Source organism: Nonomuraea sp. bgisy101 (assembly GCF_057708945.1).
Map to the genome: position 1 here is coordinate 66031 of NZ_JBYITD010000019.1, position 24290 is coordinate 90320.

General features: G+C 69.9%; 20 protein-coding genes. 14 read left to right on the forward strand and 6 right to left on the reverse strand.

Annotated elements, in window-relative coordinates; genetic code table 11:
• Positions 1–490 precede the first annotated feature (490 nt).
• The 6 genes from AC3EO4_RS31670 (at position 491) to AC3EO4_RS31695 (ending at position 10109) form a co-directional block, all read left to right on the forward strand.
• Positions 491–1726: a cytochrome P450 gene (locus AC3EO4_RS31670; protein ID WP_431898977.1), complete on the forward strand. Its 1236-nt coding sequence runs from the start codon at positions 491–493 to the stop codon at positions 1724–1726.
• Positions 1714–2964, forward strand: a complete 1251-nt coding sequence (locus AC3EO4_RS31675; RefSeq protein WP_431898978.1) for a condensation domain-containing protein — start codon at positions 1714–1716, stop codon at positions 2962–2964. The genes AC3EO4_RS31670 and AC3EO4_RS31675 overlap by 13 nt, the downstream gene beginning before the upstream one ends.
• Before the next feature lie 127 nt (positions 2965–3091).
• Positions 3092–6538: a non-ribosomal peptide synthetase gene (locus AC3EO4_RS31680; protein ID WP_431898980.1), complete on the forward strand. Its 3447-nt coding sequence runs from the start codon at positions 3092–3094 to the stop codon at positions 6536–6538.
• A gap of 2 nt (positions 6539–6540) precedes the next feature.
• Positions 6541–7293: an SDR family NAD(P)-dependent oxidoreductase gene (locus AC3EO4_RS31685; RefSeq protein ID WP_379582364.1), complete on the forward strand. Its 753-nt coding sequence runs from the start codon at positions 6541–6543 to the stop codon at positions 7291–7293.
• The gene (locus AC3EO4_RS31690; RefSeq protein ID WP_431898982.1) at positions 7287–8465 is read left to right on the forward strand and encodes a pyridoxal phosphate-dependent aminotransferase; all 1179 of its coding nucleotides are present in this window, start codon (positions 7287–7289) and stop codon (positions 8463–8465) included. The genes AC3EO4_RS31685 and AC3EO4_RS31690 overlap by 7 nt, the downstream gene beginning before the upstream one ends.
• Before the next feature lie 30 nt (positions 8466–8495).
• Entirely contained in the window at positions 8496–10109 is a 1614-nt protein-coding gene (locus AC3EO4_RS31695) for a (2,3-dihydroxybenzoyl)adenylate synthase (RefSeq protein WP_431899162.1), read from the forward strand.
• A gap of 5 nt (positions 10110–10114) precedes the next feature.
• Here AC3EO4_RS31695 and AC3EO4_RS31700 read toward each other — a convergent pair whose 3' ends face one another.
• The gene (locus AC3EO4_RS31700) at positions 10115–11152 is read right to left on the reverse strand and encodes a methyltransferase (RefSeq protein ID WP_379582368.1); all 1038 of its coding nucleotides are present in this window, start codon (positions 11150–11152) and stop codon (positions 10115–10117) included.
• 218 nt (positions 11153–11370) lie between these two features.
• Between AC3EO4_RS31700 and AC3EO4_RS31705 the strand changes: the two genes are divergently transcribed.
• The 3 genes from AC3EO4_RS31705 to AC3EO4_RS31715 are packed head-to-tail and all read left to right on the forward strand — an operon-like array spanning position 11371 to position 15083.
• Positions 11371–12684, forward strand: a complete 1314-nt coding sequence (locus AC3EO4_RS31705; RefSeq protein ID WP_431898983.1) for a tetratricopeptide repeat protein — start codon at positions 11371–11373, stop codon at positions 12682–12684.
• On the forward strand, positions 12681–13862 hold the full coding sequence (locus AC3EO4_RS31710) for a cytochrome P450 (RefSeq protein ID WP_431898985.1): 1182 nt from the start codon (positions 12681–12683) through the stop codon (positions 13860–13862). Before AC3EO4_RS31705 ends, AC3EO4_RS31710 begins: the two co-directional genes overlap by 4 nt.
• A 60-nt stretch (positions 13863–13922) precedes the next feature.
• Positions 13923–15083 (forward strand): cytochrome P450, encoded by a 1161-nt coding sequence (locus tag AC3EO4_RS31715; RefSeq protein WP_431898986.1) that lies wholly within the window; start codon positions 13923–13925, stop codon positions 15081–15083.
• A gap of 67 nt (positions 15084–15150) precedes the next feature.
• On the opposite strand, the gene AC3EO4_RS31720 is transcribed toward AC3EO4_RS31715, so the two are convergent.
• Entirely contained in the window at positions 15151–15534 is a 384-nt protein-coding gene (locus AC3EO4_RS31720; RefSeq protein WP_431898988.1) for a VOC family protein, read from the reverse strand.
• Between the two features lie 43 nt (positions 15535–15577).
• The gene (locus AC3EO4_RS31725; RefSeq protein ID WP_379582377.1) at positions 15578–16231 is read right to left on the reverse strand and encodes a class I SAM-dependent methyltransferase; all 654 of its coding nucleotides are present in this window, start codon (positions 16229–16231) and stop codon (positions 15578–15580) included.
• A 166-nt stretch (positions 16232–16397) separates the two neighbouring features.
• On the opposite strand from AC3EO4_RS31725, the gene AC3EO4_RS31730 reads away from it, so the two are divergent.
• The 4 genes from AC3EO4_RS31730 to AC3EO4_RS31745 are packed head-to-tail and all read left to right on the forward strand — an operon-like array spanning position 16398 to position 20236.
• On the forward strand, positions 16398–17534 hold the full coding sequence (locus AC3EO4_RS31730) for an acyl-CoA dehydrogenase family protein (RefSeq protein WP_379582379.1): 1137 nt from the start codon (positions 16398–16400) through the stop codon (positions 17532–17534).
• Positions 17531–19051 carry an amino acid adenylation domain-containing protein gene (locus AC3EO4_RS31735; protein WP_431898991.1) on the forward strand — a complete coding sequence of 507 codons (1521 nt, stop codon included), beginning with the start codon at positions 17531–17533 and terminating at the stop codon, positions 19049–19051. The genes AC3EO4_RS31730 and AC3EO4_RS31735 overlap by 4 nt, the downstream gene beginning before the upstream one ends.
• A complete protein-coding gene (locus tag AC3EO4_RS31740) occupies positions 19033–19320 on the forward strand; it encodes an acyl carrier protein (protein WP_379582383.1) in 288 nt (95 codons plus the stop codon). The genes AC3EO4_RS31735 and AC3EO4_RS31740 overlap by 19 nt, the downstream gene beginning before the upstream one ends.
• A 28-nt stretch (positions 19321–19348) precedes the next feature.
• Positions 19349–20236 carry an alpha/beta fold hydrolase gene (locus AC3EO4_RS31745; RefSeq protein ID WP_431898993.1) on the forward strand — a complete coding sequence of 296 codons (888 nt, stop codon included), beginning with the start codon at positions 19349–19351 and terminating at the stop codon, positions 20234–20236.
• Here the strand turns inward: AC3EO4_RS31745 and AC3EO4_RS31750 are convergent.
• Both AC3EO4_RS31750 and AC3EO4_RS31755 read right to left on the reverse strand, forming a co-directional pair.
• Positions 20206–21414 (reverse strand): cytochrome P450, encoded by a 1209-nt coding sequence (locus tag AC3EO4_RS31750; RefSeq protein WP_431898995.1) that lies wholly within the window; start codon positions 21412–21414, stop codon positions 20206–20208. The genes AC3EO4_RS31745 and AC3EO4_RS31750 overlap by 31 nt on opposite strands.
• Complete coding sequence (locus AC3EO4_RS31755; RefSeq protein WP_431898997.1) at positions 21407–22180, reverse strand: thioesterase II family protein; 774 nt, start codon at positions 22178–22180, stop codon at positions 21407–21409. Before AC3EO4_RS31755 ends, AC3EO4_RS31750 begins: the two co-directional genes overlap by 8 nt.
• Positions 22181–22270: 90 nt before the next feature.
• On the opposite strand from AC3EO4_RS31755, the gene AC3EO4_RS31760 reads away from it, so the two are divergent.
• Positions 22271–23113 carry a DUF7064 domain-containing protein gene (locus AC3EO4_RS31760; protein ID WP_431898999.1) on the forward strand — a complete coding sequence of 281 codons (843 nt, stop codon included), beginning with the start codon at positions 22271–22273 and terminating at the stop codon, positions 23111–23113.
• Positions 23114–23180: 67 nt separating this feature from the next.
• On the opposite strand, the gene AC3EO4_RS31765 is transcribed toward AC3EO4_RS31760, so the two are convergent.
• Positions 23181–24284, reverse strand: a complete 1104-nt coding sequence (locus AC3EO4_RS31765; protein ID WP_379582392.1) for an XdhC family protein — start codon at positions 24282–24284, stop codon at positions 23181–23183.
• Positions 24285–24290: the final 6 nt, after the last annotated feature.

Sequence of the window (24290 nt, forward strand, 5' to 3'; positions counted from 1 at the left end):
ACTGCTCGGCCCACCGCGCCCTCGGCGCGATCCTCAAGATCCTAACGACCGCTGATCAGGCGCGGCCCCGTTTCTGCCGTATGCAGGTGCCACCCTTATGGGGTGATCTTCCGGCGTTCTGGGTGGCGTCGATTGATCGGACCGCGTATCCACTGCTGCCCGATCGGCCTGAGAAGGCCGGCGCGGTGGCGGAACATCTGGCGTTTCCGCTGGGTGCCAGAGCCAGGACCAACGGCCACCTACCTGGAGAACCTCATGGCCGTTGACAGCCGGACCGCCGGGGGTGGGGGTCGCGGAAGCCGTACGTTGTCCAGAGCCTTTCATCTGATCATGATGGTGACCGTCTCTCCTGCGCAAGAGGGCGCGATCGCCAGGGCCCGGCGGCCACCACACCCACCGATCGCCGGTGAAGGTGAAAGGGGGGAGGGATCCCGGAGGGAGAAATTCCGACCCTCGACTAGCCGGGCGCGACCCGACATGCTCGGGCGGCATGGAGGTGCCCCACAGGGCGGCGAAATCCCCGCCTTTGCGTCCTTTCGACCCGGATCATCCATCGACCGCGGCCGACCCTTATCCGGGGTATCGGTTGTTGCGGGAACAGGACCCCGTATGTCACCTACCGGACCATGATCTGTGGCTGGTGACCAGGCATGCCGACGTCGTCGAAGTGCTGAGCGATCCGGGCCGCTTCTCATCGCAGCTGGGCATGGGCGCGGTCCCCCGCGTGCACGCTCCTCGATCGGTGGACTATCGGATTGGAGCCCCAGGGGTTCGGGTCCTGATCGCGACCGACCCGCCCGAACATACGAGACTGCGGCGCGCGGTGTTCGCTCCCTTTTCGCGCTCGGCGGTCACCAGGCTGACGCCAAGGATCGAGGAGATCGCGAGGGGGTTGGTGGCTGGGCTGCTGGCGAACGCCGAGGACGGGACAGCCGATGTCTACCGCGACCTCGCCGCCCCACTGCCCGTGCTCGTCCTGGCGGAGTTGCTCGGCGTGTCCGCTGAGGTACGCGATGAGTTCATGGAATGGGCCGCTGTGATCACGGACGATCTCGACATGATCGGCTCCCCCGAGTTCCGCCTGGGACGTGGCTACGACATGTTCCGCTATTTCTACTCGGAGATTCGCCGCCGCAAGCAGGAACCGGGTGACGATCTGCTCAGCGCCGTGGCCGCGACCGACGCGGCCGGGTTGTCCAACCACGAAGTGCTGGCGTTCTGCGCCTTCCTGCTGGTCGCAGGGGTGGAAACGACGGCCAATCTGTTCACCAACATCATCGATATCCTGTTCCGTCACCCCGAGGTGCTGCAACGCCTCTGGGCAGCACCAGAGCTCGCCGAGGCGGTGGTGGAGGAGTCGTTGCGCTACGACACCTCGGTGCAGGGACTGTGGCGTGCCCCTGTGGCCGAGGATCGGCTGGGTGGGGTCGCGCTTCCCGCCGGCGGCAGGCTCCTGGTGCTGTTCGGCTCTGCCAACCGCGACGACGAAGTCTTCGCGGACGCGGCCACGTTCGATCTCGAGCGCTCGCCGAACCCGCACCTCGCGTTCGGTTACGGGCACCACCGCTGCCTGGGGGCGGGGCTGGCCAAGGCGGAGCTGGTGGTCGCGCTCAAGGCGCTGATCGAGGCGACCGGTGGCATCATGCCCAGGGGACGGCCAGTGCGCAGAAACAGCCTGGTCCTGCGCGGGTTCACCACCCAGCCGGTGACGGTATGGCCGAGGTGAGACAGATCCCCGCCTCGGTGGCTCAGCGCCTGCTGTGGGTGTTGGAGCAGTTCAGGGGCCGGGAAGGCGCCGCGAACTGTCCGATCGTGCTCCGCCTGCGTGGACGGCTCGATGAGGAGCGCCTCAGCGACGGGTTGTCGGCGCTGACCGCGCGGCACGAGAGCTTGCGTACGACCCTCGCAGGGAGAGGCGCCCGGCTGACCCAGCTCGTGCACGAGCCTCAACCGGTGCGGTTGTGCCGCAGGGACATCACCTCGGACGACCCCGATCGCGGCATGGATGAGGCGATCGCGGATGAAGTGCGCCTGCCGGTGGACGCCGGCCGATGGCCCGCGCGCGTCACGCTCTTCAGGCTCGCCGACGACGACCACTGCCTGTGCGTCAACCTGCACCATGCGGTGACGGACGGCAGCTCGTGCGGGCTCATCGTCCGCGACCTGCAGGCACTCACCGGCGGCGGTCCACCGCTCCCCAAGGTGCGCTGGCAGTACGCCCGGTTCTGCCAGTGGCAGGACGAGTGGCTGGCCGGTCCCGAGATGCGCGAGGACCGGACGTACTGGACGAACCACCTCGAAGGCGCCCGGGTCCCGCAGCTCCCGTTGCGGGAGGCGGCACCCGGGTCATGGGTCAGCGCCAGCGTTACCGGCACGATCGACGCGGTCACGGTCTCAGCCCTGGAGCAGATCGCCCGCCCCCGCCACACGACCCTCGCCTCGGCCCTGCTCGCCATCTACTACCTGGTCCTGCGCGAGCACACGGGCGATGACGACCTGGCGGTCGCCTCGTTCCTGGCCAACCGGACCCGCACCGAACTGCGGGACACCGTGGGGCTGCTGGCGAACATGACCGTGCTGCGCACACGGGTCGAGCCCGGCGACGACTTCGGCGAGGTGCTGCGCCGTACTCACGCCACGGCGATGGACGCGTTCGTGCACCAGCGACTCCCCTACCAGCTCCTGCGGGGCGACATGCTGGCCGAGCCAGGGCGACGGCCGGACGACGTCATGTTCCAGGTCGTGCCCGAACTGCCGGGGAACCTGCGCGTGGCCGGGACAGACGCCGAGATCGTCGTCATCGACCGGCTCGCCAGCCGATTCGAGTGCGAGTTCCAAATATATCCGCAGCACGGCGAGCAGCGGGTGGTGCTCTGCTACAACCGCGCCCGGCTCGACGACGACCTGGCGGCCCGGCTGGTCGGCGACTACCTCGCCATGGCCAAGACCGTCGCCTCGCGATGATGCCCAATGGCGGATTGTCCGCAGTTGACCGGGCGAGTAGCCCCAGTTGTTGCCGTGACCTGCATCGGTGTGTCATCGCCTGTACACGAAGTTCGCCGCCTTCCCCTCAAGGAAGGGACACAACCTCATGAGCGCGACCGAACCGGCCTCCGGCCGGGCCGATCAGAACCGCGTGCTCGAGCCGGCCGATCTGCGGGAGGCCGTGGCGGGGCTGCTGGGGATTCACGCGGGAGACCTCGACGATCACCAGGACCTTCTCGCCCTCGGCCTCGAGTCCATAGCGGTCATGCGGATAGCGAACCTCTTCCGCCGAGCGGGAGCGCGGGTGACGTTCGAGCGCCTGGCGGAGGAACCGACCCTCGCGAGTTGGCTCGCGTTGCTGGCCGGCGCCGATCTCCGGCCGGCCGGCTCAGGACCGCAGGCCGGGCGCACACCCGTCGACGAGAACGACGAGCATGCTCTCGCCCCGATGCAGCAGGCGTACTGGATCGGCGGGCAGGACGGGCAGCCGCTGGGTGGAGTCAGCGCACACTTCTACGCCGAGTTCGACGGCTCCGACGTCGATCCGGACCGGCTGGAGGCGGCCGTGCGCGCGTTGCTGGCCCGCCACGGCATGCTCCGCGCCCGGTTCACCCCCAACGGCCGCCAGCAAGTGCTGGCGCGAAGCCCGTGGCCGGGACTGACGGTGCACGACCTGCGGGGCGCGGCCGGTGAGGACGGGCTGGCGAGGCTTCGCACGGAGCTGTCTCATCGCCGGTTCGACATCGAGGGCGCCGACGTCTTCGACGTCCAGCTGTCGCTGCTGGACGAGGGCCGCACCCGGATGCACGTCGGCATCGCGATGCTGGTGGCCGACGCGCAGAGCTACCAGGTCCTGCTGGCAGACCTCGCCACGCTGTACCGGGAGCCTGGTGCCGGGTTGAGGCCGCTGAGCTACTCGTTCGCTCAGTATCTCGCCGACCAGCAGGAGTTCGAGAACTCCGACGCCACCCGCGCCGCCGAGGACTACTGGCGCGGCAGGCTGGCGAATCTGCCCGGCCCGCCGCAACTGCCGCTCGCCGAGGGTGCCGGACTGCGCGAACACCGGGGTGTCACCCGCTACTACCAGAGGCTCTCGGCCACCGAGGTCGCGCGCATCGCGGCCTGTGCCCAAGCCGAGGCCCTGACGTTGCCTGTGGTGTTCTGCACCGTGTACGCCGAGGTTCTGAGCCGCTGGAGTGCCGAGCCCAGATTCCTGCTGAACATCCCTACCTTCGGACGCCGTGAACTGCACGACGACGTCCCTCTGATCGTCGGCGACTTCACCAACGTCACGCTGCTCAGCGTCGACGCGGGCGAACCTGCGACCTTCGCCGAGCGGGCCCGCGCCGTGCAGGCCCAGCTGCGCTCCGACCTCACCCACGCCGATCACTCGGGCGTCGAGGTGCTGCGCGACCTGGCACGCGGTTCGCGCAGCAACTGGCCGCGCGCGCCGGTGGTGTTCACCAGCGTCATCGGCATGGGCGAGCTGTTCGGTCCTGAGGTCCGCGAGTGTTTCGGCACACCGGTGTGGACGTCCTCCGAGACGCCGCAGGTCTGGCTGGACCAGCAGGTGATCGAGGGCGGCGACGGCGGGTTGCTGGTCAACTGGGATGTCACCGACGGCGTGTTCCCCGGCGGCCTGGTCGAGGCGCTGACCGGGGCCTACGAGGAGGCGTTGACCTCGCTCACCGACGCGGCGTCCTGGCAGAAGCCCCTTGCGGTACGGCTCCCGCAGAGCCAGACGGCGGTGCGCACGCGAGCCAACGGAACGGGCGGCGCCCTGTCGCTGGGCCGGTTGCACGAGCGGTTCTTCGACAGAGCCGCCCTGCACCCGGACAGAACGGCGTTGGCCTGGGGCGATTCCGACGAGCTCAGCTACGGCGAACTGGCGGATCGAGCTCGTCGGATCGCCGGCGGCCTGCACTCGGTGGGGATCTCCCCCGGCGACACGGTCGCGGTGACGGCGGCGAAGGGCCCGTGGCAGATCGCCGCGGTCCTGGGCGTGCTCGCCGCCGGGGCGGCGTACGTTCCGGTCGGGATCGACCAACCGTCCGCGCGGCGGGAACGGATGTACCAGACCGCAGGGGTCGGTGGCGTCGTCTGCGTGGGCGACGAGATCGTACGGCTGGACTGGCCCGGCACGTTACCGGTCTTCGACGTACGCCAGTTGGCGGAATACCAGCCGATGGCGTGGGACGGCGTTCGGCATGACGACGACCAGCTGGCCTACATCATCTTCACCTCAGGATCCACGGGCGAACCGAAGGGCGTGGAGATCACTCATCGCGCGGCGATGAACACCGTCATGGCGGTCAACGACCATTTCGGCATCGACGAGCACGACAGGGTGCTCGCCTTGTCCGCCCTGGACTTCGACCTGTCGGTCTACGACGTGTTCGGGCTGCTGTCGGCCGGCGGCGCCATCGTGCTCGTGGACGAGCTGGACCGGAAGGAGGCGCGCAGCTGGGGGCGGCTGGTGCGGCGGCACAGGGTCACGGTGTGGAACTCCGTACCGGCCTTGCTGGAGATGTTCCTGGTCGGCGGAGGGCTGTCGGGCCCGGACGACGTGCCTGCGGTCATCCTGGTCTCAGGGGACTGGGTGAGCGCCGATCTTCCCGCACAGGTCAGCGGGCTGCGGCCCGATGCCCGCTTCGCGGCCCTGGGCGGCGCCACCGAGGCTGCGATCTGGTCGAACCTGCTCGAGGTGAAAGACCTCCGGCCGGAATGGACGGCGGTGCCGTACGGATATCCGCTGCGTGCCCAGCGCTTCCGCGTCACCGACGGGCAGGGAAGGGATCGTCCGGACTGGGTGCCCGGCGAGTTGTGGATCGGCGGTTCCGGGCTGGCCATGGGTTACCGCGATCAGCCCGAGCTGACCGCTTCCGCGTTCGTCCACGACGGCGGTGAGCGGTGGTATCGCACCGGGGATCTCGCCCGCTACCTCCCTGACGGGATGGTGGAGTTCCTCGGGCGCTCCGACGACCAGGTGAAGATCGGCGGGCATCGGATCGAGCTCGGGGAGATCGAAGCGGCCCTCGCTCGCCTGCCCCGCGTCGAGAGAGCGGTCGCCTTCCCGATCGGCTCGCCGCACCGCAGAATCGCCGCGGCGCTGGTCGGAGCGGACGCGGACGCCGCGAAGCGGGCACTCGCCGACGCGCTTCCCCCGTACATGGTTCCTGATGAGATCGTGACGCTCCCCGAGATCCCGCTCACCGGCACCGGCAAGGTGGACCGGCGGCGCCTGGCCGGAATGGTGGAGCGGGCGCACCCCACCGCATCGCGGCGCGAGCCGCCGGAAGGCTCGACAGAACAGGCGCTCGCCGCGATCTGGGCCGAGATCCTGGATCTGCCCGAGGTCGGACGCCGCGACTCGTTCTTCGGCCTTGGTGGCGACAGCCTGCAGGCGACCAGGATGCAGGAGTCGCTCCGCACGCGGCTCGGCGTGTCCGTGACGCTCCGTCAGCTGTTCTCCGCCCCCACCGTCGCCGAGCTGGCGGCCGTGGTCGACGTCCAGCGCGACGTGGCCGGCGAGTTCGAAGAGGGCGGGATCTGACCATGGGATCGGTCGCCATCGTGACCGGCGCGGGGACCGGTCTCGGCCGCTGCCTGGCCATCAGCCTCGCCGCCGACAAGAACTGCCTGGTTCTCGTCGGACGGCGTGCGCAGCGGCTCGACGCCACCCGCGTGGAATGCGTCGAGGCCGGCGCCGCACCGGACGACGTCCTGGCGGTGCCGGCCGACCTGTCGGATCCCGGCTCGGCGGCCCGCGTCGTCGCCGCGGCTCGAGACCGTTTCGGCGGCGTCGACATGCTCGTCAACAATGCGGCCGTGGCCACCTTCGGCCCGCTGGAATCGACCGGGGTCGACACCTTCGTCCGGCTGTTCACGACGAACGTGGCCGGTCCCGCCGCGCTGATCAGGCAGGCGGCGCCGCTGCTGCGCAGCGCCGGCGGCGTCGTCGTCAACGTGGGCTCCATCGGTGGGCTGCTGGCCGTACCCGACCGATCCTTCTACGGCGCGACGAAGGCGGCCCTGCATCACCTCACCCGGTCTCTGGCGCGTGAGCTGGCCCCCGAGATCCGGGTCAACGCCGTGCTGCCAGGAGCCATCGACACCGAGATGTACGAGGACCTCGGTCTGGACGAGAACGCGACCAGGAGGTTGAGAGAGGAAATGATCCGCACTACTCCGCTCGGACGGATGGGCAGGCCGGAGGATGTGGTTCCGTGGATCCGGATGCTGCTCGGCCCGGCCGGATCGTGGATGACCGGCACGCTGCTCGTGGTGGACGGGGGCCGGTCATGCTGATCGGCGAGAGCCCGTGGTCCGGGGCGGAGCGGAGCAGGAGCATTCCGCTCTCCTGCCTCCACGAGATCCACCGGCTGGTCGGCGCGCATCCGCGGCCGGTCATCGCCCTGCACGTGGGTGAGCCGCACATCCGCATGCCGCAGGAGGCGGTCGAGGGGTACTGCAGGGCGCTCCGCGACGGCCACACCGCGTACCTGGACGCGCGCGGGCTGGGCGCGCTGCATGACGCGCTCGCGGAGCGACTGGCCGGGAACGGCCGGCCGCCGGCGGACCGCGTCTTCGTCACCCCGGGCTCGTGCCAGGCGATCAGCGCGATCCTGCAGTCCAGCGCCGTGGACGGCGGGCAGGTGGTGCTGTCGGAGCTGCACTGGCCGATGCACTTTCAGCAGGTGGCGATGACCGGCATGACGGCCTGTTTCGCCCCCTTCGGCGACGACGGCCGGTCCATCGCGGACGCCCTGGAATCCTGCGCGAGCGACCGCGTGGTGGCGGTCCTGGTGAACTCGCCGAGCAACCCCTCAGGACGGGTCTGGTCCGCCGAGGAGCTTCGCGAACTCCATGACTGGGCGGTACGCAGAAGGGTCGTGGTCATCAGCGACGAGGCGTACGAGGACTTCGTGTACGACGGTGAGCCGAGCCGGATGGCCAACCTCGACCTGGAGCTGCCGCCGGAGGACCGGGTGGTCTTCTCGGTGCACACGTTCTCCAAGGGCTACTCGATGACCGGCTGCCGTCTCGGCTACGCCACCGCCCCGAACGACGATCGCGCCGCGCTCCTGGCCCGGATTCAGGAGGCGACCCTGGTGGCTCCGAGCACGCCGGTGCAGTACGCCGGGCTGGCCGCGCTCGGCGCGACGGGCCATCTGGCCGCGCACCGCGAGTATGTGCGCCAGACCAGAGACTCGGTCGTGAACCTGCTCGGCAACAAGCTCGTGCCCGTGGCTCCGGCCGGCGGCTGGTACGCCCTGCTCGACCTGGGCGCCTTCGTCGACGACACGTACGAGTTCAGTAAGCGAACGCTGGCCGACATCGACGTCGGCATCGCCCCCGGCCGGGGTTTCCTGCCGGCTGGACACCCGATGGCGGACCGCCTGGCGCGGATCTCGCTGTGCGCGGAACGGGACTCCACGATCGAGGGTGTCCGCCGGCTCACGGCTTACCTGGGGATTTGACTCCTCCTAACGAAGGGAACTGAGGTGCCGATGTCGGGTGTGGCCGGATATCCCCCGGAGTTCGCCGAGCGCTACCGGGCCGAGGGCTACTGGCGCGGCGAGGTCCTGGGAGACCTGCTCCGGCCCTGGAACCAGAGCGACCGCATCGCTGTCGTCGATCCGGCGGCCAGGCGATGGTCCTATGCGGAACTCGACCGTCAGGCCGACAGGTTCGCGGCCGGGTTGGCGCGGCTCGGCATCGAGCGTGGCGACAGGATCGTCGTCCAACTGCCGAACATCGCCGCCTTCGTCGCCGTCAGCGTCGGCTGCTACCGGCTGGGCGCCATTCCGGTCTACGGGCTGCCCGGCCACCGGCGCAGGGAGATCAGCTACCTGGCCGAGGTCTCGGCAGCGGTCGGCCTCGTCGTGGCCGACGAGTACCAGGGCTTCTCCTACACCGACCTCGCACGCGAAGTCCAGAAGGAGGTCTCCTCGGTACGGCACGTCATCGTGGTCGGCGAGCCCGCCGAGTTCCTCGGATTCGACGACGTGCTGGCCGAGCCGGTGCCCATGCAGGGGCCTGACCCCTCGGCCGTCGCGTTCTTCCTGCTGTCAGGTGGCACCACCGGCCTGCCCAAGCTGATTCCGCGCACCCACGACGACTACGCCTATCAGCTTCGTGCCAGCGCGGCGGCGACCGGGACGGACCAGCACGGCTGTTATCTGGCCTCCCTGCCCATCGCGCACAACGCGGCGCTCGGCTGTCCTGGCCTGCTGGGCACGCTGGCGGTCGGCGGCAAGGTCGTCCTGCCCCGCAACCCCAGCCCGGACGTCGTCTTCGACCTGCTGGAGACGGAGCGGGTGACCCTGACGACACTGATGCCGCCGATGGTCCAGGTGTGGCGGGAGGCCAGGGAGTTCTTCGACGTCGACATGTCCCGCCTGGTGATCCAGGTCGGCAGCGCGCACATGTCGCCGGACCTGGCGGGCAGCATCATGACCGAGATGGGGGCGAGGCTGACGCACTGGTTCGGGATGGCGGAGGGGCTGCTCACCTATACCCGCCTCGACGACCCGTACGACGTCGTGATCGGGACGCAGGGCCGCCCCATGGCGGCGGCCGACGAGATCAAGGTGGTCGACGAGACCGATGCCGAGGTTGCGCGTGGTGAGGTGGGCGAGCTGCTCACGCGCGGGCCGTACACCATCCGCGGCTACTACCGGGCCGGCGAGGTCAACTCCCGGGCGTTCACCACCGACGGCTTTCTGCGCACCGGCGACCTGGTACGGATCACCCCGGACGGGAACATGGTCGTCGAGGGCCGGTTGAAGGACGTCATCAACAAGGGTGGCGAGAAGATCGTCGCGGCGGAGCTGGAGGACGTCCTCGGCCTGCACCCCGCCTTCCGCCAGGTGGTCGTGGTCGGAGTGCCGCACGAGTTGATGGGGGAGGTCCCGTGCGTCTTCGCCGTGTGCGATGGCGCGGTGCCCTCGTTGCCCGAGGTTCGCTCGTTCCTCACCTCGCACGGTGTCGCGCCGTACAAGCTTCCCGACCGGGTCGAGGCCGTGACCGCGCTGCCGCGCACAACCGTCGGCAAGATCGACAAGCAGCGTCTGCGCGCGGAATTCATCACCAAGGCGGGCTCGGGTCCGAACAGGACGTGACGTGGTCAGGTCGCCGGAACGACTTCGACCAGCGGGAACATCGGCGTCGGGATCACCCTGGAGATGCGCAACCCGGCGCCGCCGAGCAGCACGCGGAGCTGCTCCTCGGTGCGGGCGCAGCCACCACCCATCGCCAGCAGGATCAGGTCGTAGGCCTTGCCGACCTCGTCGCTGTCGCCGGGGGCGGCGACCGGCTCGTGCAGCAGCAACCTGCTGTCTTCGCGCATCGCCGCGCGTATCTCGCTGAGCAGCTGGTGGGCCCGGTCGTCCCCCCAGGACCACAACACGCGCTTGAGCAGGTAGGCGTCGGCACCGGCCGGTACCCCGTCGAAGAAGCTGCCGCCCACGACGGTGCACCGATCAGCCAGCCCGGCTTCGCGCAGCAGGTCGGGCGCGGCGGCCACGACGTGCGGTTGGTCGAACAGCGTGCCACGCAGATGGCGCAGCCGGCTCAGGAGGCCGATCAGGAACGTCCCGTTGCCGCCGCCGACGTCGACCACCGAGGTCAGCCCCGCCCACGCGTCGTAGGCCGTCATCACCGTGCGCACTTCCATCCGGGTCCCGGCCGCCTGAGAGCCGTCGAACCGCTTGCTCTCCTCGGGGTGCTCGGCCATGTACTCCCAGTAGCCCATCCCGTGGACGTACTCGAATGACGAACGCCCCGTGCGCAAGGTGTAGTCGAAGTGCGCCCAGGCCTGCAGATCGCCGACGAGCAGCGGATAGGCGTCGCGCAACGAAACGGGATGATCACTGCGCAGCACCTGGGCCAGCGGGGTCAGGCCGAAGACGCCCGGCTCGGACTCGGTGAAGATGCCCTTGCCGGCCAGCGCGCGAAGAACGCGGGTCAGCGCATCGGGTTCCGCGCCGCAACGCTTGGCGAGGTCGGGGATCGGCAGCGGTCCCTCGACGAGGTGATCGGCCACGCCGAGCGTGCAGACCGCCCGGATCGCGAAGGGCACGATGTAGTCGGCCAGTTCGGCCAACCGCTGGATCGATGTGATGTCGATGTGGGGCCGACCAGCCGTGCTGACACCGTCGGGCATCTTGATCTCCCTCGCTGCGGATGCAAGAGATCCTGATACGAAACCCGTTCTGCGGCAAGGCGTCCGCCCGGGCCGACCGGCCGGGCGTGGACGCCCCGCCCGCGACCGGCTCGCGCGCGCATTCCACCGCTGTTGTGGCCGAACAAGCGCCGCGATAACCATGAAGCGGCGAAAGCCATGCGGACGAGCTTCTTTCCCCGACGACTGAGGGTGAGCTCATGACCAGAATGTGGTGGGACTTCCGCCCATACCTTCGCGGCCTCGTGATCGACGCCCTGGGGATCAGCAAGCCGCCGAAGAACCCCGCGCCGCCGGACAAAGGCCCGTCCATCGTCGTCCTGCCGTTCGCGACCGCGAGCACCGACGACGAGTACCTCACCGACGGCGTGACGCAGGACCTGACCAACAGCATCGCGCGAAGCAGCAACGCCGTGTTCGTCATCTCCGCCGACAGCGCCTTCTCCTTGAAGGGCACCAAGCCCGATCCCACCAGGATCGGCACCGAACTGGGTGTCCGCTACATCCTGCGCGGGTCGGTGGCGCGCAGCGAGGACCGGCTCGGGATCGACGCGGAGCTCATCGAGGCCGCCCCAGGCACCACCCTCTGGTCGGCGTCGTTCGAGTGCGGGCTCACGGACATGCACGCGGTCCAGGTCGAGATCGTCGAGAGGATCCTCGGGGCTGTCGGCTTCGAGCTGGAGTCGGCCGAGCTGGACCGGTTGACCAGGCCGCCGAACAGCATCCGCTCCGTCGAGGCGGTGTGGCGGGGCTACTACCACATGCGTCAGCTACACCATAAAGACCTCCTCGCCGCCCGCGCCCTGTTCCAGGGCGCCATCGACGACGACCCGGAGCTCGCGAGCGCCTACGGCCTGCTCGCCGGGACCTACACCCAGGAGCACACCCAAGGCTGGAGCCTCGACGACAGCCACCTCGACCGCGCGTGGGAGCTCGCCTCCAGGGGCGTCGAACTCGACCCTGACTCCGGGGTGGGACACGGCATCCTCGGCGTCGTCCAGCTCGTGCGGGGCAACTGGCGGGAGGCGGTCAAGCACGAGGACCGCTCCATCGCCGCGGACCCGTGCATCACCTGGCCGCATGCGATGCGCGGCGTCGCGCTCACCATGGGACATCAACGCCTCGAGGCCAGCCGGTCCATCCGCCGGGCGCTGCGCCTGGATCCCTTTCCGCCGCATGGACTGCTGATGGCGCTCGCCTACATCAACATCGGCGCAGGCCGTAAGACCGAGGCGTACGAACTGCTGGAGAAGGTCCGCCGGGAGAACGACGACAACATCCTGGTCCGGATCGGGCTGGCCGCCTATCACCAGCGCGAAGGGGACAAGAAGTACGCCCACGAGCTGACCCAGCAGATCCTGCGTATCAACCCGGACATCACCGCCGAGATCGCCAAGGAGCTCATCCCCTCGCTCGACCGCATCCATCCGCAGAGCGACGTCGTCCGCTATGTCGACGATCTGGCGGCGGCGGGCCTGCCCCGCAACGCCGACAAGGTGGGGGGTCCACGATGACGGTCGTCTACAACCCGTTCGACCCCGCGTTCGTCGCCAACCCCTACCCGTTCTTCAAGGAGCTGCGGGAGGCGGACCCGTGCCACCAGATCACCGCAGCCGACGGCGTGTGGCTGCTCACGCGTTATGACGACATCGACGCCATCCTGCACGACCGGGACGGGTTCAGCGTCGACCACCGCAACCTCAAGCGCGGCCCCGAGCAGGACCTGGCGTACGACGACTTCGCCGTCATCCTCTTCCGTGACCCCCCGGAGCACACGAGGTGGCGTAAGCATCTGTCCCATGGGCTCACCCCCACCCGCATCGAGGCGTACCGCCCCCGCCTCACCCAGCTCGTCGACGAGCACCTCGACCTGCTCGAGGACAAGGGCGAGGTGGACTTCCTCGGCGACGTCGCGATCCCGATCCCGTTCCAGGCCATCTTCGAGCTCCTCGGGATGCCTGAGGCGGACCGGGCCCAGGTCCACGCCTGGGTCTCGGACATCGTCAACCTCACAGAGCCGGTGGCGAGCCCGGAGGTCACCCGCGCGATCGTCCGTTCCAGAGACGAGATGCGGGAGTACCTCCAGGACGTCTGTGCCCACAAACGCGCCCACCCGGGTGACGACGTCCTGTCCAGGCTGCTCAGCGCCACCGACGCCTTCACCGACGACGAACTCATCAGCCACGTCATGCTGCTCCACGTCTCCGCCCCTGAACCGACCGCGAGCCTGCTCGCATTCGGGGCCTTGGCTCTCGCGCGCCATCCCGAGCAGGCCGCCGAGCTGCGCGGTGACCCCTCGCTCGACCGCAACACCGTGGAGGAGATGCTGCGCTACGAGGCGCCTCTCCAGCTCACAGGGCGCTACCCCCTGCAGGACGTCGAACTGCACGGCAAGACCATCGAGGCCGGCACGGCCATCGTCATGTCCCTCGCGTCGGCGAACCACGACCAGAACAGGTGGGGACCGACCGCCGACGATCTCGACCTGCGGCGGAACCGCGCCAACGAGCACCTTTCTTTCGCCCGCGGCATCCACACGTGCTTCGGCTCCGCGCTCGCCCGCCTCCACGGCCAGCTCACCTTCGGCCGGATGGTCCGCCGCTTCCCGGGCCTCGAGCTCGTCGAGGAGCCGACGTGGAACAGCCTGCTGAACCGGCGGGGCCCGACGCGGGTGAGGATCTCCGTCCGCTGACCCCGTCGGGAAGCGCGAACCCAGCAACGACCCGGAAGTCACCGAAAGGCAGGCCAACCCATGAGTTCCGCTCCGGACTTCGACCCGCTCAGCCCGGCCATGCTGGAGAACCCCTACCCTGTGTACGCGGAACTCCAGGCCAAGCACCCCGTCTTCTGGGACGAGAAGGTGGGCGCCTGGGTCGTCACCCGCTACGACGACTGCCGGGAGATCCTCATGGACTCCGAGCGGTTCGTTCGAGACCCCCGCCGGGTCAGCGAGGTCTCCACGGAGTCCGAGGAGAGCGTCCAGGCCCTCGATCGCAAGGCGGTGAGCGAGCTGAGGCGGCTCGTCACCGGCTCGATTCATGCCCAGGACCTCGAGCAGATCGGCCGCAGCGTCCGGGCGAGCATCGACCGGATCTTCGAGGGCGTCGCGTCACGACCGTCGTTCGACTGGATGATCGAGGTGGGCGCGCGGCTCTCCGGCACGATCACGGCCGACTTCCTCGGGGTCACCGAACCCGACCCCCAGGTCTTCAAGACGATCGTCGAGGGCATGGCCCGCAAGTTCGACGCGGACCTCGCCGGCGACGACCCGGAGGCGGAGCGCCGGGTCCGTGAGGCGTTCGGCGGCCTCATCGACGGGTGGCTCGGCTCGCCGCAAACCCATGGCACGGTCCTGACCCTCAAGAACCGGGCCGAGGAGATGGGCGTCCACGTGGGCGTGGTCAAGAACCTCATCGGCCTGCTGTTCATCGGCAGCTTCGGGACGATCTTCGCCTCTTCCGGAAGCTTCGCCTTCATGCTCATGGAGCGGCCCGACGTCTTCGACCAACTCCGCGACTCGCGCCTGTTGGGCTCGGGAATCGAGGAGTTCCTGCGGTTCGACGGACCGTCGCAGGCCACGAGCAGGATCGCCAAGCGCACGACCGAGGTGCGCGGTGTCACGGTCAAGGAGGGCGACCCGGTCTTCATCGTGCTCGGCGCCGCGAACCGCGATCCGGATCAGTTCCCGCGGCCTCAGGAGCTCGTGCTCGACCGCGCCCCGAACAGGCACCTGTCGTTCGGGTGGGGGCCGCACTCGTGCCTCGGGTCGCTGTTCGGGCAGCTCGCCCTCGGGGAGCTGGCTCGTGCCCTGCATGACGCACCCGCACCGCTGCGGTTGACCGGCACCCCGATCCGGCTCCCCACGACGACGGTGCGCAGCTTCGCCTCGCTGCCGGTCACGTTCCAGGCGTGACCCCAGACGATCACCCAGCGCGCCGAGGCTCGTTCCGGCAGCCTGTGGTGATCGTCGGCGGGAATCTTCAGACGTCGGCGGGAATCTGGGACCGTGACGTGGCGATCTGCCACGTATTGCCCCAGCTGTCCCGGACGGTCGCGCGCCGGTCGCCCCACGGCATGTCCTCGGGCTTCTCCTGCACGCCGGCCCCTGCCGCTACGGCGCGGGCGAAGACGGCGTCGGTGTCGTCGACGTAGACCATGAGGAAGGCCGGCGCGGCCGCGTGCACTCCCCCGCCATCGCTGACCATGACGAGGGAGTCGCCCAGGCGCATCTCCACCGGGCGATCGCCCTCGACCTCGCCCTGGGCGCCGAACACCTGCCGGATGAACCCGACGAGCCCCGCCGGGTCGCCGGTGATGATTCGCGGCGTGACGGTCGGCCGGTGCCAGGACTCTGAGGTTCCCATCGTGATCACCCTTGATTCTCTCGTCGCCGGCGGGCCCGAGCGCCTAGGCGCGCTTGATCGTGGCGAGCCAGGCCGGCGCACCGTCAGGTTGCTGTCTGGTCTGGACCAGGTCCGGTTCGATCGCGATGACATCCCACCCGAGACCGAACGCCGCTCTCAGCTCTTCCCTGCTGACGGGGTGCGGGCCGGGCTCCTGGCCATGGTCGCCGAAGCACAACACGTACAGGGTTCCGCCGGGCGCGGTCACCGACGCCAGACCTGCGACGTACTCCAGCCGCTCTTTGTCGTCGAAGGCGTGGAAAAGGCCGCAGTCCAGCACCGTCTCGAACTGGCGGCCCAACGTCTCGAGGCGGAGCGCGTCGGCCGCGGCGAACTCGGCCTCGATCCCGCGCTCGCGCGCCTTGCCCCTGGCGATCTCCAGGGCCGTCACGGCCACGTCCACGCCCAGGACCTTCAGACCCAGCGAGGCGACGTGGAGGGCGTTGTCGCCGCTCCCACAGCCCGCGTCGAGCACCGTTCCGGTGATCGCACCCTCGGCCGCCAGACGGACGATCGCCGGCTGCGGCCCGCCGATGTCCCACGGCGCGGGGCCGTCGTGGTAGGACGCGTCCCACGGCTCTCCCGCCTGCCGTTCGTGACTGGTCAGGGGGCGGCCGCTGAGAGGATCTTCGGCTGGGGTTCTCGATCGCTCGGACAACCTTGCCCTCCTTAGAGCCCGATCCTGCGGACCCATCATGGCACGCCGCCGCTGATCCGACCTAGGTATGCGCCGACACGCTCGACAGACGGTGGCCCCTGTGTCACATTGCCAACGTCTTGTCGGCCACCGTGCCCTTCTTCGCCTCTGACGAGATGGTGCAAGCATGGATTTCGACCTCAGCGAAGCACAGCGCAGGCGCTATGAGGAGGTACTCGCGGGCGTCCGCGGGCAGGGTCCGGGCCTGGCGGAACCGCGCGTGCCGTTCTCCCGCGCCGAATGGTCGGCGACCGCCGGCCTCGGCGTGACGGGTCTGTGCCTGCCGGCCGAGTACGGCGGCGGCGGCCTGGGCGCCTTGGACACCGCGCTGTGCCTGGAGGCCTTCACCGAGGGCGGAGCCGATACGGGCCTGGCCTTCGCCGCCAGCGCCCACCTGCTGGCCTGCGCGGTCCCTGTGCGTGACTACGGCGCCGACCCCCTGCGCGCCGAGTTGCTCGAAGGCATGGCCGGCGGCGCGCTGGTCGCCGCGAACGCGATGACCGAGGACGGGGCCGGATCGGACGTCGGGAAGCTGGGTGCCACGATCGTCCGTGACGGCGACGAGTACGTGCTGGACGGCGTGAAGTCCTTCGTCAGCAACGCCTCGGCCGCCGATGTGTTCGTCGTCTACGGGACCTCCGATCGGGAAGCCGGTTTCCTGGGCCAGACCGCTTTGGCGGTGCCCAGGCATCTGCCTGGCATCAAGGTCGGCGAACCGTTCACCAAGATGGGCCTGCATGCCTGCCCGGCGGGGCGGGTGGAGTTCTCCGGATGCCGGGTGCCGGTGCGATACCGGCTCGGCGCTGAGGGCCAAGGCCACACGATCTTCAAACACTCGATGACCTGGGAACGGAACTGCCTGTTCGCCATCTACCTGGGCCAGATGCGCCGCCAGCTCGACGACTGCGTGGCCCACGCGAAGCGGCGCCGGCAGTTCGGCCGGCCCATCGGCGCTTTCCAGGCGGTCTCGCACCGGATCGCCACGATGACCCAGCGGCTGGAGTCGGCGAGGCTGCTCCTCTACCGGGCCTGCTGGCTCCTGGACCAGGGCAGACCGGACACACAGGCGACCGCGCTGTCCAAGCTCGCTGTCTCGGAGGCGACGGTGGCCAACAGCCTGGACGCCATCCAGATCTTCGGCGGCCTCGGTTACCTCGCGGGCACCGGGAGCGAGGGACAACTGCGCGACTCGGTGCCCAGCGTCATCTTCTCCGGGACCAGCGATATCCAGCGGGAGATCATCGCCAATGGAGCCGGGCTATGACCCTGCACCAGCTGGCCATCGATGCGGCGGCCCGGTACCCGGAGCGGCCCGCCGTGGCCGGTGCCGACGGCGTGCTGCTCTACGCCGACCTCGAGCGCCGGGCCAACGCCCTCGCCGCCAGGCTGCGCGAAGCCGGCGTCGCCCGGGGCGATCGCGTGGTCATCTGGGCGGAGAAGTCGCCGCACGTGGTGGCGGCCATGCAGGCCGTGCTCCGGCTGGGCGCCGCGTACGTGCCGGTGGACCCGGCCGTCCCGGTCGCCCGCTGTGCCGCCGTGGTGCGTGACTCCGGCGCGCGGCTGGTGTGCGGCGACGGGCCGCGGCTGTCGCTGCTGTCCGGCGAGTACGGCCCTGCCCCCCGCCGCCTGGATGTCACCGGGGCGATGCCGGGCGGCGCGGATCCCGTCAACGAGCCTGCTGACGGCGACGACCTGGCCTTCATCCTCTACACCTCCGGTTCCACCGGCGTGCCGAAGGGCGTGTGCATCAGCCATCGCAACGCCCGGGCGTTCGTGGACTGGGCGGCGGCCGAACTGGCCGCCGCGCCTGCCGACCGGTTCGCCAACCACGCGGGACTGGCCTTCGACCTGTCGGTCCTGGACCTCTACGCCGCGTTCACGAGCGGCGCCATGGTCCATCTCGTCCCCAGCGAACTGGCCTATTCGCCGAAACGCCTGGTCGAGCTGCTGCATGAGCAGCGGATAAGCGTGTGGTACTCGGTTCCGTCGGCGCTGACCCTGATGATCCGCGAAGGCGGCCTGCTGGATCGGCCGGCGCCGAGCACGCTGCGCGCCCTGCTGTTCGCCGGCGAGCCCTTTCCCATCACCCAGGTACGCCGGCTGGCCGCGTGGAGCCCCGCGCGGCTGCTCAACCTGTACGGCCCGACCGAGACCAACGTGTGCGCCTGTCACCAGGTCGAGCCCGCGGACCTGGAACGTGACCGCCCTGCGCCCATCGGCGTCGCGGCCAGCGGCGACACGCTCTGGGCCGTCAGAGCCGACGGCGGCCGCGCCCGGCCGGGCGAGGAGGGCGAGCTGTGGGTCGACGGGCCGAGCGTGATGCTCGGCTACTGGGGACGCGAACCGCAGCGTGGGCCTTATCCCACGGGTGACATCGTCCGGGTGCTGCCGGGAGGCGCCTTCGACTACGTCGGCCGGCGCGACCTCATGGTGAAGGTGCGCGGGCACCGGGTGGAGCTGGGTGACGTCGAGTCGGCGCTGACCGCCCACGCCGATGTCGACGAAGCCGCGGTCGTCGTGGTCGGTGACGGCCCGGACGCGCGGCTTGAGGCGTTCGTGGTGCCCGTGGCAGGCCGGGCTCCCGGGTTGCTGGCGCTCAAGCGGCACAGCGCCGGGCGCCTCCCCCCGTACATGATCGCCGACCGGATCCACTTGGTCACCGGGCTCCCGCGCACCGGGAACGGAAAGGTCGACCGGGCCGCGCTCGGCCGTGGAGCCCATCACGACCCCGCCGGCGGGGAGACAGCAGGAAGGGAGGAAAGGTGGCCGACGACCAGATAGTGTCCGACCTCCTCGTGTTCATCCGCACCCAGTTTCTCGATGGTGATCCCGCGGGCGAGCTGACCGACGACACCCCGCTGCTCGCGTGGGGCGTGCTCGATTCGTTCAAGACGGCCAGGCTCGTAGCCTTTATTCAGGACGAGCTTGGTTCACCGATCCCGCCGGAGCAGCTCAATGCGACGAATTTCCACGACATCCGCAGCATCGCGGAGCTGGTTCGCTCGAACGGTGGCCGCGCCGGCGCAGCCCGGGGAGGCGGCCTGCCGTAAGCCGTCCCACCTGATCGCGAGCCGGTAGATGAATCAGGACATCGGCGCCGCGGCCGCATCAGGGAGCTCTCACTACGTGGACCTGCCCGCCGGCCGGTTCCACTACCGCAGATGGGCACGGGACATCGGCGCTCCCACCGCGATCCTGGTGCACGGCAACGGCGGCACCTGGGCGACGTGGTCCAGGGTCGCACCGGCGCTGAACGCTGCGGACATGGACGTGTTCGCCCTCGACCTGCGCGGCAACGGATCCAGCGTCAAACCGCCCGTCGGCTCGTACGGCCTGCACGACGCGGCCGCCGACCTGCATGACTTCATCGATGCCCTGAGCATCCGCGCACCCCTGCTGATCGGGCACTGCTGGGGTGCCGCGATCGCTCTCGCGCTGGCGACAGGCGCCCTGAGCGATCGGGTTCCTCCCGCCCTCAGCGGCCTCGTCCTCGAAGAGCTGCCCCCCGACATGGCCTCCACGCGCTCCCAGCCGGTCGTCCAGGATTTCCTGCGCCTGATGCGCAGCCCTCGGGAGTACGCGGAGAAATGGGTGGAGCTGGTGTGCCGCGACTGGCACGTCGTCGATCGCCGGAGCCTGCTGGAGAACGTCTACAGCGCCGATCCGGACGTCTACCTCAGCACGATCGACGACGGCGCCGCCGCCGGCCCGCTCCTTCCCCTCCTGGCGCGGTTGGCGGAACCCGCGCTGGTCCTGCGCGGGAGTCCCGGGCGCGGAGGCATGCTGAGCGATGTGGACTGGCAGCTCGCCCTGAAGCATCTCCCCCACGGCTCCAGCGCGAACGACGTCGCCGGCTGCGGACACGAGATCCACCGGGGTGACCATGCCACCTTCATGCGCCTGGTAACGGGGTTCCTGCACTCCTGCGATGGCTGTCAGGAGAACACCACGGGCAGCGCGCTGTAGCCGAACAGGAAGTTCGAGTAGACCCGCTTCGGCTCCCGGGCGAGCACCATCTCCTCGACCGACGCCCGCAGCGCCTCCAGCAGGATCCCGAGTTCGAGCCTGCCGAGCTGGGCACCGACGCAGAAGTGTGGTCCGTACCCGAACGCGAGATGGCGGTTCGGCTGCCGTGCGGGGTCGAAGGTGTCCGGCGCCTGGAAGACCGTCTCATCGCGATTGGCGGAGATGTTCCACAGTGTCACGATGTCGCCCTCGTCGATCCGTTGCCCGCGGAAGTCGACAGCTCGTCTGGCCCGCCGCCCGACGTGCATGGCAGGCGTGGCCCAGCGCAGGACTTCCTCGACCGTCGACTCGATGCTCACGTCACCCGCACGCACACGACGCCATGCGTCCGGCCGCGCGCAGAAGGCGAGCACCCCGCAGATGGCGGACATCCGGCTGGACTCGTCTCCCCCGATCAGCAGGCTGTAGCAGTTGTAGACGATCTCCTCGTCGGTCAGCGGCCTTCCGTCGTCGGGCCGGTGGGCGATCAACTCGCTCACCACATCGGTCCCGGCGCTCTCCCGCCGCTCCTGGACCACCTCGGTCAGGTACGTCAGGATCTCGGCACGGGCCAGCAGCGCGTCCGACTCGGTGGCTCCCCGCGTGTCCGAGCTCAACGCCTCTTTGTTCCATTCCAGCAACTGGGCGCGATCACCCTCGGGGACACCCATCAGATCGCAGATCGTGCCCATCGACAGCCGCTCGGCGACCTCGGCGGCGAAGTCGAAGGGCTCGCCGGAGGCCATCCTCCGCACCAGCTCAAGCGCACGGGTTCTGAGCCTTTCCGCCAGGGCGCTCATCGTCCTGGGCCGCAGTGCGTCGACCAGTGCCGCACGCATGCGCCGGTGGCCCGCGCCGTCGGTCACCGCCAGCATGGAGCCGGCGGCCGAGTCGCCACCCGCCGTCAGCGTCGAGAGCACGTTGCCGCCGTCGGAGCCGAACCGGGTGGAATCCTTGTAGACGGAGACCACGTCCGCGTAGCGGGTCAGCACCCAGAAACCACGCGGGTGACGGTACACCGGCGCCTCGCGGCGCATCGTCCGCCACAGCGACGTCAGGTCGTAGTCGACGAAGGTGCTCGGATCGAGAAGGTCGATCTCGCGCAGCTCCCGCATGGTCAGGCCGGCGGTGTCAATCACGGGAGGCCTCGAAGGTGGACGACCGTGCGCCGGGACGCCGGGGAGGGGTGGCCGCCGACGCGTGCCGCACGACCTCGGCCGCGATGTCGCCGACGTGATCGGCCAGATAGAAGTGCCCTCCGGGAAACACCCGGACGGCGAACTCCGACGCGGTGTACTCCTGCCAGGCGTCGATCGAAGCGCGCGACAGATCCTCGTCGTCCCGGCCCAGCATGACCGTGACCGGGCAGGGCAGGCGGGTACGGCTGGGCCGGTAGGAGGCGTCGGCGCGGAAGTCGGCGCGGAACTGAGGGGTCAGCAGCTCGCGCCAGTCGGGATCGGCCGCGATCTCGGTCGGCGTCCCGCCCAGCCGGACCATCTCCTCCCAGATCGCCGCGTCGGTGCGCGGCGGGCTGACGCGCTGGTGGTGTGGCGCCTCCCGGGCGGAGATCAGCACGGCCTGTGGTGGCGATCCCGCGCCGGCAAGCCGTACCGCCAGCTCGAAAGCGACAGCGGCGCCGAAGCTGTGCCCGAACACGATCACCTCTGGCCGGCCGGCCACCTCGTCGGCGATCATCGCACTCAGCTCGTGGACGTCGCTCACGCACGGCTCGTCGAGGCGGTCCCCGTGCCCGGGGTACTGCACCGGCACAACCTGGATCGTGGGAGGGAACCGGCGCGGCCAGTCCCGGAAGTACGCGGCCGTCCCGCCGGCATGCGGACAGCAGACCAACCACGTGGCATGCCCGGACGCCTCGCCCAGGGGCCTCAGGCTGCCGTCATTCACGGTCGAATTTCAGCAGGATCGGCCGCCCTCCACAACGGCCGCGCTTCCAACCACCCCTGGCCGGCGAGGCTCCTCTACCGTGTGGGGGACATGGACTCCGAGCAGAACGCTGTAGGTGCGGCCCCGGCCGGCGTGCACCGGCCCGGCACCGACCGCCTGTGGGGCGAGTCGTGGTATTTCGACTTCGCCGCGGTGGACGGTTCCGCCGGCGGCTTCGTCCGGGTCGGGGACTATCCCCGTCTGGGCCGGCGCTGGTACTGGGCCTACGTGGTGGCCGGCGCGCACGCGACCGGGTACGCGCTGGATCTCCCCTTGCCCACCCGCAGGGACGTCCCCTGGGAGGCGGCGTCCCCTGCGCTCCGGTTCGTGGCCGAGCCGGCCGCGGGCGGCTGGCGCATCGCCGCGGGCGGCGACGGGTTCGGGCTGGATGTCACCTGGCGGGAGCAGGCTCCCGAGTACTGCTACGCGCGTGGCAGCAGGATGGAGCAGCCGGGCTGGGCGGTCGGCGAGGTGACCCTCGATGGACGGTCGTTCCCGCTGGACGGCCCCGGCCAGCGGGACCACTCGTGGGGTGTGCGCGACTGGTGGCGGATCGGCTGGACGTGGTGCGCGGGCCGGCTTTCCGACGGCACCCGGTTCCAGGCCACCCATCTGGACGCGCGTGGCCGGATCCCGCCGGACGGCTACCTCATGGCGCCGGGTGGCCCGCCTGAGCCCGTACGCGACGTCGCCGTCGGCGCCGACGCACTGCGGATGAACGACACCCTGCTGGAGTTCGCGGACGTCGCTCACGTCACGATCGACCTGCGTTCGCCGGACGGCGAGCAGAGCCGGCTGCGACGGGCGATGACCAGGGTGCGGGCCGGTGCGACACGGCACGGCATCGGATGGCGGGAGCGCAACATGCCCGAGCGCGCGGCCCGCCGTGCCTGACTGAGAGTTTTCCTCACTCGCGCGCCGAGGTTCCCGTGCCGGCCGGCGGCGCATCGACGCGCCGGTCTCAGCTCGCCGGACCGTGGATACGGCCCCGCGTCCGGGACAACGACCTGCCGGAACCGCCCCAGCGCGTCTGGATGAGCTCGGCGGCGATCGACACCGCCGTCTCCTCGGGGGTTCGCGCGTGCAGGTCGAGCCCGATCGGCGAGTGCAGGCGGGCCAGCTCCTCCTCGGCGACCCCCACCTCTCTCAACCTGGCAAGACGATCGTCGTGCGTGCGCCGGCTGCCCATCACGCCGATGTAGCCGGCCGGCGTCCGCAGCGCGACCTGGAGCAGCGGCACGTCGAACTTCGGGTCGTGGGTGAGAACGCAGATCGCGGTCCGTTCGTCGACGGTGATCTCCTTGAGATGGTCGTGTGGCCATCGGACCACCACCTCGTCCGCGTCCGGGAATCGTTTGGCCGTGGCGAAGACCCCGCGCGCGTCGCACACCGTCACGTGATAGCCGAGGAACTTGCCGACCCTGGCGACGGCCGCCGCGAAGTCGATGGCGCCGAACACCAGCATCCGGGGCGGTGGCGCGAAGGACTGCACGAAGACCGAGACCTCGTCCATCCGACGCTGGCCGTCAAGCCCGTAGTGGCGTTGACCGGTGAGACCTTGCGCGAGCATGCCCTTGGCGTCGTCGTCGATCGCGTAGTCGAGTCCCGGCGAGCCGAGCGAGCCGCCGGCCCGGTCCGCCCAGATCACCCGTCGCGCGCCCGTCTTCCCTGCTCCGTTGACGACGGTCGCGACGGCGACCGGTTCGTGCGCCCTCACCGAATCGGCGACCGCGCGCAGCTCGGGGAACATCCGCCGGTTCACCTGTTCCACGTACACGTGCAGGATTCCGCCGCAGGTGAGGCCGACCGCGAACGCGTCGTCGTCGCTGAAGCCGTACTCCTCGTACGACGGCTCGCCGGTCTCCATGACCTGTTTGGAGGCCTCGAAGACGGCCCCCTCCACGCATCCTCCTGAGACGCTGCCGACGACCTCGTCCTGCGCCGAGACCGCCATCGCCGCGCCGGGCTGCCGAGGTGCGCTGCGGAACGTGTGGACGACCGTCGCCAGGCCGAAGGTCATACCGCTGTCGTACCAATCGAGAATCGGTTCGAGGATGTCACGCATGATTCG